This is a genomic window from Streptosporangium longisporum, from assembly GCF_039534895.1.
Lineage (GTDB): Bacteria > Actinomycetota > Actinomycetes > Streptosporangiales > Streptosporangiaceae > Streptosporangium > Streptosporangium longisporum.
In genome coordinates this window covers 1-14,767 of sequence record NZ_BAAAWD010000026.1, presented here as the reverse complement: position 1 = coordinate 14,767, position 14,767 = coordinate 1, and the positions used below count along the sequence as shown (strand labels likewise).

Sequence of the window (14,767 nt, the reverse complement as noted above, 5' to 3'; positions counted from 1 at the left end):
GGAGATTCGGCCTCCTCGCGTCCGTCGTTCACACCCGCGATTGCACCCGGCCGTGATCGGGGCGAGGATCTGCGGATGGACGCTCATCGTGATCTCGCCGTGCGGGTCGCCGGGGAACTCGGCGCGCGTGACGACGTGCTGGCCGTTCTGATCGGCGGCTCGGTGGCGCGTGGTGAGCACCTGGCGGCCTCCGACGTCGACCTGCTGGTGGTCACCGGTGAGCGGACGTCCCTCCCCGTCTCGCGACGCACCGTCCGCGACGGTCTGCTGGTCGAGTGGATCGCCCACACCGAGGACGCCTGGCTCGCCCGGTTCGACCGGCCACGCACGTCGTGGCTCTTCGCGTTCCTGGAAGGCGAGGCGGTGCACGACTCGGGACCGGCGAGACGACTGGCCGCGCAGGCGCGGGCGGTGCTGGAGACCTACCGGACCTCGGCCGAGCTCCGCCAGGAGCTGGCCTCGTCCCTGTGGCACGGGCAGGCCAAGCTCGACCGGGCGGCCTCCGCGGACGACGCCCGAGAACAGGGTTTCTGGGCCTCGGCGCTCACCGAGACGGTCGTCGACGCGCTGTTCGCGATCCACGACGTCCCCCGGCCGGCGGGCTCGCGGCGCATGGCCTACCTGCACAGGGTCCCGCTCTCGGCGAGCGAGAGGCGACTGCTGGACGTCCTCCTGACCGCCCGCGCCCCGGAACGCTTCCGCGCCCTGCGCAGCCTGGTGGCCCACGTACGGGCGGAACTCGGCGAACCCGACCTGGAACTGCCGTAGACGACATCGTCCCGGACAGGGGGCCGACTCGCTCCGGCGGCCTCGGTGGAGCCGAACCTGACGAGCGGCGTGCCGCCGGGGCGCGAGCGGGGCGTGCCCGGAGGTGCCGGCGGGGCGGTCCCGCCCGCGCCTTCGCGGGACGGCCCGGTGAGCCGTGATCATGCCGCTCATGCGTCCTCTGCCGTATCGTCGCCGGATGAATCGAGCCTTCGCAGACCGTTCACGAGGACGGACACGTCGTTCTCACCGGCCTCGGAGGGGCGGCCGGAGGCCACAGGCGCCGGCCGGGCTCCGCAGGGTCACAAGGAGAGTCGCGAGGTGACCGCGCCGCCGACCGCCGAGGACGTCTGGGTCCTTCACCGAACGGGTCAGCGGTGCCCCGGCCGCCGGATCGGAGAGGTCGTCGCCTACGACGCGCGGCTCCTGCCCGAGTACCAGGTGGCCGGGCGGCCGACCGTCGACCGCAGCTTCCTGCTGCTCGACCAGGGTGTCCAGCTGACCAGGCCCGTCGCGTTCGAGGGTGCGGTGGAGGGGTGGTGGTACGTCGACCTGGTCGAGGTCGAGCCGACCGAGGACGGTCTCGTCGTCCGCGACCTTTACGTCGACTTCCTGGTGCCGCCCGGAGCCGATCGTTACCACGTCCTGGATCTGGACGAGCTCGCCGACGCCCTCTGCCAGGGGAAGATCACGGCCGCCCAGTGCGCCACGGTCCTCGGCAGGACGCAACGCTTCATCGACCGGCACCTGCGCGCGAGCGAGAAGGATTCCGTCGGCCCTCCGCACCGGTTCCCTCCGGCCGACATCGCGGTGCTGGAGTCGCTTCCCTGCTTCTTCGAACGGTCGCCGGGGACATGACCTCGTCCCCGGCCCTCCCTCGCCGCCACCCGGCCTCCTCGACGGGAACCCGTTGAAGCCGGGCGGGGTGACGGCGGGCCGCCCTGTGACGCGGGGGAGGTCCTCCCGGGGAGACTCCGGCTCACTGCGACGGCCTTGACAGAGCCGGACCGGGCCGTCCGCGTGGACCCGGCCGGAGCACGACCCCGGCCGGGTCGTGTCACGCGGGCGGGTTCACACGGACGGCTTCAGAGGTGCGGATTCTCGCGGGCGGGTCACGCGGGCGACGTCGGACGTACCGATTCTCGCGGGCCGGGTCACGTGGACCGGGTCATGCGGACCGGGTCACGCGGCGCCGGCGTGCTCGGTGGCGTACGCGGCGGTGTGTCCGCCGGTCGCGGTGCCGTCGGTCCGTCCGGCCGCGCCGGGTTCGACCGGCCGCGGCTCCTCCGGCTCAGCCGGGAGGGAGAAGAACGGGAAGTCCACCGCCTGGGAGTCGAGGGCGGCGCGCAGTTCCGCCAGCGCGGCCCGCACCGCCGCCCGTACGGCGGGCACCTCGCAGGACTCCTCCAGGCGCCGGAGCATGGCGAGGCACTCCAGCAACCGCCGCTCCAGGGCAGCGGAGTCTCCCGTGCCGGACGACCCCGTGCCGGACGGTCCGACGCCGGACGGTCCGACACCGGACGGCCTCGTGCCCGACGGCTCAGTGAGAACGTTCATCGTGGAACCTCGCAGCCTTGATCTCGAAGCGGGGGAGGGTGCCGGGAGCGACGAGCTCCACGTCGGGCCGTATGCCGATCTGGCGCTTCACCTCGTCGGCGACGCGCTCGCACAGCCCGGAGGGGTCGGCCACCGAACCGGCCCGCGGCTCTAGCCGCAGGACGATCGTGTCGAGCCCGCGGACCGTCCGCAGCACCGTCTGGAACTCGTTCACCTCGCCGAAGCCGCGCATCACGTCCTCGATCATCACGGGGGTGACCGAGACGCCGCGGATCTTCCGCATGTCGTCGGCCCGGCGCAGGATGCCGCCGTCGTACCAGTCCCACGTCCGGCCGCAGTCGCACTCGTGCCACGGACGCCGTACGACCAGGTCCTCGGTCCAGTGCCGGAACAGCTGCATGCCCTCGCGTCCCAGGCCCGTGCTGACGCGGATCCCCGGCTCGCCGTAGCCCACGGGCCGTCCGGTGTCCGGGTCGAGGACCTCGTCGATCACGCCTCGTTCGATGATGTGGCAGCTTCCCGACCGGCACTCGAACATGTTGACGATGCCGGTCTCGGTGGTCCCGGCCGCGTTGAACACCCGGGCGCCGAACCCGGCCTCGATCGCCCGGGTCGTCGACTCGGGCCGCGGCTCGGCCCCGGCCAGGATGATCTGGACGTTGCCCTCCTTGGCCAGGTCCACCCCCATCTCGCGGGCCGTCTCCAGCAGCCGCATCGCGTAGCTCGGCGTGCAGCCCAGGACCTCGATCCGGTGCTCCAGGAGGAAGCGGATACGGGTCCTGGAGTCCAGCCCGCCCGAGGGCACCACCAGGCACCCCATCCGCTCCAGCGCGTAGTGCATCGCCCAGAAGCCCATGAACAGGCTGTATCCGAAGGCGACCATGCCGCGGTGCCCGGGGCGGACCCCCATGCCGTGGAGCGCGGTGCAGAACAGGTCGACCGACCACGCCCAGTCGCGCGCGGTGTCGAAGGTCCGCAGCGGCGGGTTGCCGCTCGTGCCGCTGGTCTGGTGGTACCGGACGCCCAGCCCGGGGTCCGCCGACGGCCAGGTGCCGTACGGCGGCGCCTGCAGCTGCGCGGTCATCAGGTCCGCCTTGCGCACCAGCGGGACGCGTTCGGTGTACTCCCGCAGGGACCGGATGCCCTCGGGGAGCCGTTCGCGCCAGAACGGTGAGTTCCTCCGGGCGTGCTCCATGGCATGCCGCAACCGTCGCCACTGCCAGTCGGCCAGTTCCTCCCGCGGCATGGTCTCGATTCGCGGGCTCCAGTACTCCGTCTGGCCGGCACGGATTCGTTCGAGCGTTCTCATCTCGTCTCCTGCATCGTGGCGCGCCACCCGCCGGCGGGCGGCGCGCTCACTGGCCATGGCATGTGCTGCCACATGCGTTTCCCCGCCATCGTTCCAGCCGGACGAATGCCCTTCTTCTTCGTGAATGCTGCTTTTCGCGTTTACCGCTGACAGTGGAATTTCGTCGGCATTTCAGAAGATGCCGGTAAAGGGAGGCGAAGTCAGGATTCTGTGCTGATGGTCGGCGAGGGATGCGCCGGGGTGACGTCCCGGCGCGAGCCGGCCTGACGGAACGATTACCGAGGGAGCACCCGATGGTGGCTACAGACGGCCTCAATGGTGTGGGCACCGGCAGCGGCAAGCGCATTCCCCGGCTGGAAGGACTGCGAGGACTTCTGGCGGCGGGCGTGCTCGTCTATCACGTCGCTTTCATGGCCGGGATCACCAGCTTCATCCAGCAGCCGGGCGACGGCGTCTGGGGAGTGCTGACCGACGGCCTGGGGGTCATGCTGCCCCCGTTCTTCGTGCTGTCGGGAATGTTCCTCTACCGCCCGTTCGCCCGCGCGACCCTCGCGGAGGGCGACCGGCCGGCGGTGGGGCACTTCCTGCTCCGGCGCGCGCTGCGGATCCTGCCGCTGTACTGGCTGGTCGCGGTCGTGGGACTGCTGACGATCAACTTCTTCAACATCGACTCGGTCGGTGACGTCCTCCGCCCGCTCCTGCTGGTCCACTTCTTCTGGGCCGCAGGCCAGCCGATGTTCGGCCTGGAGCACACCTGGACGGTGCCCGCCGAGATCTCCTTCTACCTCGTCCTGCCGATCCTGGCCTGGCTGGGACACCGGTACGCGCGGCGGACCGGCGACGTGGCCCGGCGCGCCCGCAGGATGCTGCTCCCGGTCGCGGGCTTCGCGCTCATCGGGCTCGCCTGGGTGGTCTACAGCCGGATCCCGTCCCTGGTCGCGTCCCGGGTCTTCTCCTTCGAGCAGTACTTCTGGCCGCTGCACTTCCTGCACTACTTCGCCGGCGGCATGGCGCTGGCGGTGGCGTCCGCCTACGCCGAGGCGACCTCCCGGCAGCCGTCGCTCCACCGGCTGACGGCCCGCTGGCCGAGCCTGCTGTGGCTGGTGGCCCTGGTGACCTACGTCGTGTACGGCCTCAAGCCCTTCGGCGCCCCCGTCCCCGGCGCCTGGTCGGGCTTCGTCTACGAGATGAGCGGGATCGTCGCGGCCTCGATCTTCTCGATGGCGATCGTCCTGCTGGTCACCGTGGCGAACTCGGGGACCCGGGCCCTGGACGCGGTGCTGGGCAACCGGCCGCTGCGCTACCTCGGGCGCGTCTCCTACGGCATCTACCTGTGGCACGTGCTCGTCATCGAGTACTGGTTCTCCAACGGCGCCCTGTTCGGCGTCCCGGCCGTCGCGAGCGTGCAGTGGCGCGGGACCGTGAACTTCTGGGTGCTGCTGGCCTTCACCGCGGCGCTCACGCTCCTGGCCGCGACGGCCTCCTACTACCTGGTCGAGCGCCCGCTGGCACGGCTGGCGAGCCGCCGCTCCTCCGGCACGGAGTCCATCGCCCCCAGCGCGACCGTCCCCACCGCGGACGCGCCCGGCACGGCCCCCGCCGCGCCCGGCACCGCCCCGGCCACCGGCACGACCACCGGTACGGACGCCCCGGCGCTCGCGGACAGCGGCTCCGGCGCCCGCCGCTGAACCCCTATCCGAGGAGAGGTCACCGAAATGTCGACCAGAGCGAGGATCGTCGCGATCAACGGCTCCGAGCGTGACGGGAACACCGCGGACGTCCTGCGGCACGCCGCCCGCGTGGCCGCCGAACGGCAGGCCGACCTGGAGGTCGTCGACCTCAGGAACATCCGGATGACCCGGTGCGGCCCCTGCGGGGACTGCAACGACCGGCCCGTGCCCTGCGCGGTGCAGGACGACGTCCCCGCGGTGGTGGAGAAGATGATCGCCGCAGACGGCATCATCTACGCCGCGCCGGTGCACGGCTTCGGCACCGCGGGCCTGATGCAGACGTTCATCGAGCGCTCGGGCGTCGGCTACCTGCGCTTCGACCGCCCGCTCAGCAACAAGGTGGCCGGTGTCATCGCGGTCGCCCGGCGCTACAGCGCCGGGGAGGTCTGGGCCCAGCTGACGGTCAACGCCCTGCTCAACCGGATGATCCTCGTCGGCAGCGGGTTCCCCGCCCAGGTGCACGCCCTGCACAAGGGCGACGCCTGGAAGGACGAGGAGGGCCTGACCAACGTGGCCCGGATGGTCGAGCGCATGATCGACATGATTCACATGATCAAGGAGTACCGGGCGGTGACCGGGCGGCGGGAGATCCTCGCCGTCAGCGAGCGCAACGAGCGCGTCGGCCTGGCCCTCGACGAGATGCGGGAGCGCGTGTGAACGCGCCGGCCGGCCTCCGGCGCGAGGAGGACTTCCGGCGCGAGTACGAGGAGGTCCTGCGCGCCTTCCACGCCGGCACGATGACCCCCGCGGACCGGGACCGCTGGTACGGCCGTCGCCTGACGGCCGTGCTGCGGCACGTCACCGCGCGCTCGCCGTTCTACCGGCGCCACCTCGCCGGGGTGGACGTGGAGAGCGTCACCCCGGACACGCTGCACACGCTGCCCTTCACCACCAAGGAGGACCTGCGCCGGGAGAAGTACGACGTGCTGTCGGGCACCCCGGCCGAGGCGTCGGTCTTCTACGAGACGACGGGCACGACCGGCCCGCCCACGCCCTGCCCGCGCGGCCCCAGGGACGTCTTCACCAGCAACGCCGCGGTCGAGGAGTCCTGGCGCCGGCTGTTCCGCGCCCGCTTCGGCGACCGCATGCCCGTCGTCGGCCTGATGGGCCCCTCCGAGCTGTACGCCTTCGGCGACGTGTTCGGCGCGGTCTCCGCGGCCCTGGGCACCTGCCACGTCAAGATCTGGCCCGAGTCGCCCCGGGTGGGGTTCCGCACGGCGCTGCGGCTCATCGGCGAGCTGGGCGTCGAGGTCGTCGTCTGCGCCCCGGCCATGTGCCTGAGCCTGGCCAAGGCCGCCCTGCACCACGGCCACGACCCGGCACGGCTGCCGATCTCGGCGTTCCTGGTCCTCGGCGAGGTCTGCACCCCGCAGTTCGCCGCGAACGTGGCGTCGGTGTGGCCGGGCGCGACCGTCTACCCGGCGCTGTACGGCTCCCAGGAGGCGTTGTGCGTCGCCACCGGCGCGGCCACCGGGCAGCTGCACCTGTCGGCGCTGAACTACCTGGTCGAACTCGTCGACCCCGACACCGGCCGCGTGCTCGGCGACACCGGGACCGGCGAGCTGGTCCTGACCATGCTCGTCGACGGCATCAAGCCGCTCATCCGCTACCGCACCGGGGACCTCGTCCGGATCACCCCCGCGACCGCGGGCGCCGCGCTGCCGGGACCGGTGGTGGAGGTGCTCGGCCGGGTCGGCGACCGGATCCCGCTGGGCTCGGCCACGCTGCTGCCGGCCGAGCTGGAGGCGACGGTCCTGGACGGGGTCCGCGGCTGCCTCGGGTACCAGATCGTCATCGACGAGCGCGACGGCGCCGACGAGGTGACGGTCCGCATGGACCTGCTCCCGCAGGCCGGCGACCCGGACGCGCTCGGCGCGGGGGTGGCCGCCCGGCTGCGCGAGCGCGCCGGCGTCCGCGCCCGGGTCGTCGCCGACCCCGGCCTGGACCCGGTGACCGCGACGGGCTCGTACGTGAGCTGGAAGGCGGCGCGCATCCTCGACAACCGCGTCGAGGCGGACGGCGCGTCGCTGGTCGCCCGCCGGGTCGCCCACCGCTACGCGGTCACCACCTGAGGCGCGGAGGTGGCCGCCATGACCGATCCGAGCGGGACGCCGCAGAGCGGGACGGGCCGCGTGCGGGTGCGCACCGTGCGGCGCACCCTGCCGCCGACCGAGGCTCTCCCGGCCTACCTCGCGCTGGCCGGGAGGTTCGGACGCGACCAGGTCTACCTCCTGGAGTCCGGGGAGGGGCCGGAGAACGACTGCCGCTACCACGTCACCGGGTTCGGGGCCCTGCTCACGTTCTCGGTGACGCGGGGCCGGGTGCGGGTCGAGGGGGTGCCCGCGCTGCGCGAGGCGGTGCTGCGCCGGGTCGGTCCCCTGCTGGCGGGCACCGGGGACCGGCTCGCCCTGCGCCGGCCCCGCGACCTGTGGCCGGTCCTGCGCGCGCTGCAGGAGGCGTTCCAGGCCGAGGGGTCGGCGTCGCGGTTCCGGTTCGGCTTCCTGGCCTACTTCGGCTACGACACCGCCCGCTACATCGAGGAGCTGCCCTGCCTGATCGAGCGGGGCCCGGACGTGCCCGACGTCCAGCTGGTGCTGCACCGGGGCTGCCTGGTGACCGACCGGGTGACCGGGAGCTCCGAGCTGCTGCTCCACGAGAGCGACGCCTGGCCCGGCCTGGATCCCGGCCCGCTGCTCGGCCTGCTGGCCGGGGCCGTACGGCCGCTGCCGGTGTGCTCCGACGCCGACCTGCCGCCCGCCTCCGCCCGGGGCGACACCGGCCGCGAGCACTACCTGCGCAACGTCCGCCGGTGCCTGGAGCACATCGCCGCGGGCGACATCTACCAGGTGCAGATCGGTCACGAGCTGACGATCCGCAGCCAGGCCGACCCGGTCGACGTCTACGGCAGGCTGCGGGCCCGCAACCCGTCGCCCTACATGTACCTGACGACGCTCGGCCCGCACACCGTCATCGGGGCCAGCCCCGAGGTGTTCGTGCGGATCGAGGACGGCCACGTGCTCATGCGGCCGATCGCCGGGACGGCCCCCCGGGGCGGGGGAGACGGAGAGGGGGACGAGGCCGTCGCCGGGCGGCTCCGCTCGGACCCCAAGGAGATCGCCGAGCACACGATGCTGGTCGACCTGTGCCGCAACGACATCGGCCGGATCTGCCGGGCGGGCACCCTGGAGGTGCCCGACCGGATGGCGGTCGAGCGCTACTCGCACGTCCTGCACCTGGTCTCCACCGTGGCCGGACGGGCCGAGGAGGGCGAGGACGCCTTCACGGTCATCCCGGCGCTCTTCCCCGCGGGCACCGTGACCGGCGCCCCGAAGATCCGCGCGATGGAGATCATCGAGGAGGTCGAGACCAGCCGCAGGGGACTGTACGCCGGGGCGCTGGGCCTGATCGACGTCGGCGGCTACGTCAACCTGGCCCTGTGCATCCGCACCCTCCTGCACCGCGACGGCGTCTACCGGACCCGGGCCTCGGCGGGCATCGTCGCCGACTCGGCCCCCGAACGGGAGTGGACCGAGACGCTCGCCAAGTCCACCGCCGCCTATTGGGCGGTGACCGGCGAGGAGCCGCCACGGGCCGGGCCCTCCGGCGTCCGGGGACGCGGGCGCGGCCACCGGCGCGACGTACGGTCCCCGCAGCGCCCCTGAGTCCGCCACCGACCCCGAGTCCGCCACCGCCCCTGAGACCGCCACCGACTCCGAGACCTTCACCGATCCCGAGACCCCCACCGACTCCGAGAGCCCCACCGACCCTGAGACCGCCAGACCCATGAGGACCATCGGGCCCATCGGGGGACCGTTCAAGGACCTTTCGGATCTGTGAGGGACTCCCGGGGGACCCCTGACGAGAGCGAGGGCGCCGTGAGTGATCCGACGCGCATCCTGGTCGTCGACGCGTTCGACAGTTTCGTCTACATCATCCGCCAGTACCTGATGTCGGCCGGGGCCGACCCCATGGTGGTACGCGCCAACGAGCTTCGCCCCGACGACGTGCGGCGGATGCGGCCCGGCGGGATCCTGCTGGGACCCGGACCCGGCCACCCGGCCGGGTCCGGCCACGTGGAGCTGGTGCGGGCCTTCGCGGGCCAGGTGCCGATGCTCGGCGTCTGCCTCGGGCACCAGGCGATCGGCCTGGCCTACGGCGCGGACGTGGTGCGGGCGCGGAACCTGATGCACGGCAAGACCAGCCGCGTCGTGCACGACGGCAGGGGGGTGTTCGCCGGGATGCGCGACGGCTTCCACGCGACCCGCTACCACTCGCTGATCGTGGCCGAGGAGACCGTCCCGGACTGCCTGGAGGTCAGCGCCCGCTCCCGCGACGACGGCTACGTCATGGGGCTGCGCCACCGCGACCTGCCGATCGAGTCCGTGCAGTTCCATCCCGAGAGCGTGCACACCGAGGACGGCATGCGGATGATCGGCTCCTTCACCGCCGCCTGCGCGGACTACCCGGCCTGGGACCGGCGCGCGACCGCCTCCGAGGCCGCGTGACGACGGGCCCGGCACGTCACACCCGGCACGTCACGCCCGGGACGACGGGCCTGGTCGTCACGCCCGGACCACCGGGTTTTTGAATCCACCCGGCCCGCCCGGCCTGCTCGGACCGGCCGGATCGCGCCTCCCGGCCCGCCCGTGCCTCTGCGCCGCACGGGCGGGCCGGGCCGCTGCGGCCCGAACCACCCGTACCACCAGGAACCGCGCAATAGCGGAGATGCGCCGCATCGGCCCGGGTGGGACCGTCCCAGTGATCGGCCGATCTCACCGCCCGACCCGAACGGTCACCGCCACGGCCGCGGTGCAGAAAGACAGGTGAAGCATGCGTCCCTTCCGTATCGACATCCCGCAAGCCGACCTCGACGACCTGCACCGCAGGCTGGACGCGGCCCGCTGGCCGGGCGAGGTGCCCGGCGTCGGCTGGGAGCGCGGCGTGCCCCTGGACTACCTCAGGGACCTGGCCGAGTACTGGCGGACGGAGTACGACTGGCGCGCGGCCGAGGCCCGCCTCAACCGGTACCCGCAGTTCGTCACCGAGATCGACGGCGCGAACGTGCACTTCCTGCACGTGCGGTCCCCGCACCCCGGGGCCGTGCCGCTGATCCTCACCCACGGCTGGCCCGGCTCCTTCGCCGAGTTCGTCGACGTGATCGAGCCGCTGACCACCGGCGACCCCGACAACGCCTTCCACGTGGTCGTCCCGTCGATCCCCGGATTCGGGTTCTCCGGGCCGGCTCCGGAGGCCGGCTGGGACGTGCCCCGCGTGGCGCGGGCGTGGGCCGAGCTCATGCACCGCCTCGGGTACGACCGCTACATCGCCCAGGGCGGCGACTGGGGCAAGGTGATCTCCCTCAACCTCGGCCTGGCCGACCCCGGGCACGTCATCGGCGTGCACCTGAACATGCTGGTGACGTTCCCGCCCGACGACCCCGCCGCGCTCGCCGGCCTCGACGAGGCCGACCTGGCCAAGCTGGGGCACGCCCAGTGGTTCGCCGACGACGGCCTGGGCTGGCAGAAGATCCAGTCGACCCGGCCGCAGACCCTGGCCTACGGCCTGACCGACTCCCCGATCGGCCAGCTCGCCTGGATCGTGGAGAAGTTCAAGGAGTGGACCGACTCGGACAAGTCCCCCGAGGACGCGATCGACCGGGACCGGCTCCTGACCAACGTCATGATCTACTGGCTCACCGCCACCGCGGGGTCCAGCGCGCAGATCTACTACGAGACCACCCACCTGGCGGCCGACTTCGTCCGTACCTGGGGAGGCCCCTGGCCGCTGGAGATGCCGGTCGGGGTGGCGGTCTTCCCGGCCGACGCCTCGCGGCCGGTCCGGCGCTTCGCCGAGCGGGTCCTGCCGACGCTCTCGCACTGGACCGAGTTCGACCGCGGCGGCCACTTCGCCGCCATGGAGCAGCCCGAGCTGTTCGTCGGTGACGTGCGCGCGTTCGCCCGTTCCCTGAGGTGAGGTACTACCACCTGCCCGAGTTCGGCGGCGTGGACGCGCTCCGGCTCGGCGAGCGCGACGAACCCCGGCCGGGACCGCGCCAGGTGCTGGTCCGCATGCGCGCCTGGTCGCTGAACCACCGCGACCTGCTGATCGCGCGTGCCGCGTACGGCCGCGACGTCCGGCCCGGGGTGGTCCCGCTCTCCGACGGCGCGGGCGAGGTCGCCGCGACCGGTGAGGGGGTGACGCGCTGGCGGACCGGCGACCGGGTGGTCTGCACCGTCATCCCGCGCTGGATCTCGGGCCCGCCGACCGCGGAGAAGGTCGCCGGGATGCTCGGCGGGTCGCTCGACGGGGTGCTGGCCGAGTACGTGGTCCTCGACGAGGAGGCCCTGGTCGCCGTCCCCGCGCACCTGAGCCTGGCCGAGGCCGCGACGCTGCCGTGCGCCGCCGTGACCGCCTGGCACGCGCTGGTCGAGGTGGGCGGCCTGCGGCCGGGACAGCGGCTGCTGACGCTGGGCACCGGCGGGGTCTCGCTGTTCGCGCTGCAGCTGGCCGTGGCCGGCGGTGCCCGCGTGACCGCCACCTCCGGCAGCGCGGCCAAGCTCGACCGGCTCCGCGACCTCGGCGCCGCCGACGTGATCGACCACGCCGCCGACCCCGCCTGGGGGGCGACGGTGTACGAGCGGTCCGGGGGCGGCGTGGACCACGTCATCGAGGTCGGCGGGTCCGGCACGCTGCGCCAGTCGATCGATGCCGTCCGGACCGGGGGCCGGATCAGCGTCATCGGGGTGCTGAGCCGGGGGGAGGGCATCGGCCCGGTCCCCCTGCTGCGCAAGGCCCTGTCCGTCCAGGGGGTGCTGGTGGGCAGCCGGGAGATGTTCGAGGAGATGAACCGGGCGCTGGAACGGCACCGGATCCGTCCCGTCGTCGACGGCGTGTTCCCCTTCTCCGACGCCGCCGACGCCTACCGCCGCCTCGCCTCCGGCCGGCACGTCGGCAAGGTCGTGATCGCCGCCGACTGACCGGCCGGCGGATCCCGGCAATCGAGAAGTAGTCCGGCGGACACGGCCGGTGTGATCCTGGGAAAAGGCGCCGCGAAAGGCAGAACAAAAGGCGCCTCAACAAATCACCATTTTTTATGAAAAGGAATAGGAAGCATGACGGGTTCCGCCACGCCGGAGCCACGGCTTCGCCGTTCCGTGGCGGCGACCGTGGTCGGCAACTTCGTCGAGTACTTCGACTGGCTGGCCTACGGGCTCTTCGCCCCCCTGTTCGCCGCGCAGTTCTTCCCGGCCGCCGACCCCGTCACGTCGCTGCTCGGCGCGTTCGCGGTGTTCGCCGCCGGCATGCTGTTCCGGCCGCTCGGGGGCGTGCTGTTCGGCAGGCTGGCCGACCGGCGCGGGCGCCGCCCCGCCCTGCTGCTCTCGATCGCCCTGATGGCCGCCGGGTCCACGCTCATCGGGATCGCCCCGACGTACGAGCAGATCGGTGTGTTCGCGGCGCTGCTGCTGCTGCTGGCCAGGGCGGCCCAGGGGCTGTCCTCCGGAGGGGAGTGGCCCGCCGCGGTCACGTACCTGATGGAGATGGCCGCGGAGAACCGCAAGTGCTTCTACGGCGGCCTGTTCTCGATGACCGCCTCGGCGGGGGCGTTCCTGGCCGCGCTGCTCGGCGGAGGGCTGTCGGACCTGCTGGGCCCGGCGGCCATGACCGAGTGGGGCTGGCGGGTGCCGTTCCTGCTCGGCGGGGTCTTCGGCGTCGTCCTGCTGCTGGCGCGCAACCGCCTGGCCGAGACCGCCGTCTTCGAGCGCGAGGTACGCCCCCGCCCGGCCCGCGGCTCCTTCCGCAAGGTCCTGGTCGAGTACCGGCGCCAGGTCCTGCTGGTGGTGCTGTTCGTGGCCGGGCTCACCACGGTCATCGGGACCTGGTCGACCGTGGTGCCGGCGATCGGGCACCGCATCGCCCCGCCCGGGACGATGTTCTGGGCCGTGGTCGTCGTCAACCTGATCTCGATGGCGACGATGCCGTTCCTCGGCCGCCTGGCCGACCGGGTCGGGGAGCGGCGCTTCCTGACCGCCGTCACCCTCGTCTTCCTGGTCGCCGGGCCGTTCGCCTACCTGGGCATGACGCCCGACCTCGCCGTCCTGACGGCCGCCTACGGCAGCGGCGTCCTGTACATGGGGTGCGTGACGGCCGTCATGCCCAAGATGCTCGCCGCGGTCTTCCCGCCCGAGGTGCGCGGCCTGGGCATCGGCCTGCCGCACGGGCTCACCACGGCGATCCTCGGCGGCCTCACCCCGTCGGTGGCCACCTACCTCGACGGGCGCGGCCTGTCCGGCTGGTACATCGCCGGGGTGATGGCGACGGTGCTGCTGGGATGGCTCGCCGCCGTCGTCGCCGTCCGCCGGCCCGCGGCCGCGCCCCCCGGGTCCTCCGCGCCGGCCCCGAGGCGGCGTGAACCCGCCGGACTGGCCGGGTGACCGGCCCACCGGCCACCGGGCACTTCCCGACCGATCCCGCTCTGGAGGAGAAATTGCTGACCATCGATGTCCCGACGAGGGACGAGCTCGTACGGCGCGTGGCCGAATCGGTGCCGGCGCTGCGGTCGAAGGCCGCCTGGTCGGAGGAGAACCGGCGGCTGCACGAGGAGACGATCACCACGCTGGCCGGGGCCGGGGTCTTCCGGCTCAGGACGCCGAAGCGCTACGGCGGCTACGAGTGCGACACCCGCACCCTGGTCGACGTGGCCGCCGAGCTGGCCCGCGCCGACGGCTCCACCGCGTGGACCGCCTCGGTCTACTGGATCCCCACCTGGATGGCGTGCCAGTTCCCCGACGAGGTGCAGGACGAGGTGTTCTCCACCCCTGACGTGCGGGTGTGCGGCACGCTGAGCCCGACCGCGATGGCCACCCCGGTCGACGGCGGCGTCGTGGTCAACGGCAGGTGGGGATTCGTCAGCGGCGCGCTGCACAGCCACTGGCAGGAGATCGTGGCCGTCCAGGTCGGTCCCGGCGCCGAACCCATGCCGATCATCGCGCTGGTGCCCGTCTCCGACCTGCAGATCGTCGACGACTGGCACACGGCCGGGCTGAAGGGCACCGGAAGCGTCACCACGGTGGCGCAGGAGGTGTTCGTGCCCGCCGCCCGGGTGCTCCCGCTGGGCGCCGTCCTGTCCGGGCAGCCCGCCTCCGCCGCGAGCGCCGCCTCCGCGATCTACCGGGCACCCCTGCTCCCGGTCGCCTCCGCCTCCTCCGTCGGCACCGCGATCGGGCTGGCCAAGGCCGCCCGCGAGGCGTTCTTCGAGCGGCTCCCGGAACGGAAGATCACCTACACCGACTACGAGAGCCAGCGGGTCGCGCCGCTGACCCACCTGCAGGTCGCCGACGCCACCATGAAGATCGACGAGGCCGAGTTCCACGCCCACCGCCTGGCCGCGACCGTGGACGCCAAGGCC

Annotated in this window: 13 protein-coding genes; 11 read left to right on the top strand and 2 right to left on the bottom strand. The window is 72.9% G+C overall.

All coding sequences use genetic code 11. The annotated features are described in order from the left end of the window. The first annotated feature begins 75 nt into the window (after positions 1-75). Entirely contained in the window at positions 76-768 is a 693-nt protein-coding gene (locus ABD832_RS37410) for a nucleotidyltransferase domain-containing protein (protein ID WP_344905952.1), read from the top strand. Positions 769-1,086: 318 nt separating this feature from the next. Then, positions 1,087-1,623, top strand: a complete 537-nt coding sequence (locus ABD832_RS37405) for a DUF402 domain-containing protein (protein WP_344905949.1) — start codon at positions 1,087-1,089, stop codon at positions 1,621-1,623. Between the two features lie 324 nt (positions 1,624-1,947). Here ABD832_RS37405 and ABD832_RS37400 read toward each other — a convergent pair whose 3' ends face one another. Further along, on the bottom strand, positions 1,948-2,322 hold the full coding sequence (locus tag ABD832_RS37400) for a DUF6052 family protein (RefSeq protein ID WP_344905945.1): 375 nt from the start codon (positions 2,320-2,322) through the stop codon (positions 1,948-1,950). Further along, positions 2,306-3,631 carry a phenylacetate--CoA ligase family protein gene (locus ABD832_RS37395; RefSeq protein ID WP_344905942.1) on the bottom strand — a complete coding sequence of 442 codons (1,326 nt, stop codon included), beginning with the start codon at positions 3,629-3,631 and terminating at the stop codon, positions 2,306-2,308. The genes ABD832_RS37400 and ABD832_RS37395 overlap by 17 nt, the downstream gene beginning before the upstream one ends. A 293-nt stretch (positions 3,632-3,924) precedes the next feature. Here ABD832_RS37395 and ABD832_RS37390 point away from each other — a divergent pair, with 293 nt between their 5' ends. The 9 genes from ABD832_RS37390 to ABD832_RS37350 all read left to right on the top strand — a co-directional run. After that, entirely contained in the window at positions 3,925-5,319 is a 1,395-nt protein-coding gene (locus tag ABD832_RS37390) for an acyltransferase family protein (protein ID WP_344905939.1), read from the top strand. Positions 5,320-5,346: 27 nt separating this feature from the next. Then, positions 5,347-6,018 carry a flavodoxin family protein gene (locus tag ABD832_RS37385; protein WP_344905936.1) on the top strand — a complete coding sequence of 224 codons (672 nt, stop codon included), beginning with the start codon at positions 5,347-5,349 and terminating at the stop codon, positions 6,016-6,018. Next, positions 6,015-7,433, top strand: a complete 1,419-nt coding sequence (locus ABD832_RS37380; protein WP_344905933.1) for a phenylacetate--CoA ligase family protein — start codon at positions 6,015-6,017, stop codon at positions 7,431-7,433. The genes ABD832_RS37385 and ABD832_RS37380 overlap by 4 nt, the downstream gene beginning before the upstream one ends. An 18-nt stretch (positions 7,434-7,451) precedes the next feature. Then, complete coding sequence (locus tag ABD832_RS37375) at positions 7,452-9,023, top strand: anthranilate synthase component I family protein (protein WP_344905928.1); 1,572 nt, start codon at positions 7,452-7,454, stop codon at positions 9,021-9,023. Positions 9,024-9,236: 213 nt separating this feature from the next. Continuing rightward, positions 9,237-9,866, top strand: coding sequence for an anthranilate synthase component II (locus tag ABD832_RS37370; RefSeq protein WP_344905923.1), 630 nt, complete (start codon positions 9,237-9,239; stop codon positions 9,864-9,866). A 325-nt stretch (positions 9,867-10,191) separates the two neighbouring features. Then, positions 10,192-11,334, top strand: coding sequence for an epoxide hydrolase family protein (locus ABD832_RS37365; RefSeq protein WP_344905920.1), 1,143 nt, complete (start codon positions 10,192-10,194; stop codon positions 11,332-11,334). Beyond that, positions 11,331-12,338, top strand: a complete 1,008-nt coding sequence (locus ABD832_RS37360; protein WP_344905916.1) for a zinc-dependent alcohol dehydrogenase family protein — start codon at positions 11,331-11,333, stop codon at positions 12,336-12,338. The genes ABD832_RS37365 and ABD832_RS37360 overlap by 4 nt, the downstream gene beginning before the upstream one ends. Before the next feature lie 135 nt (positions 12,339-12,473). After that, the gene (locus ABD832_RS37355) at positions 12,474-13,793 is read left to right on the top strand and encodes an MFS transporter (protein ID WP_344905912.1); all 1,320 of its coding nucleotides are present in this window, start codon (positions 12,474-12,476) and stop codon (positions 13,791-13,793) included. Between the two features lie 53 nt (positions 13,794-13,846). Then, positions 13,847-14,767 (top strand): acyl-CoA dehydrogenase family protein (locus ABD832_RS37350; protein WP_344905905.1); only part of this gene is annotated, 921 nt, incomplete at its 3' end.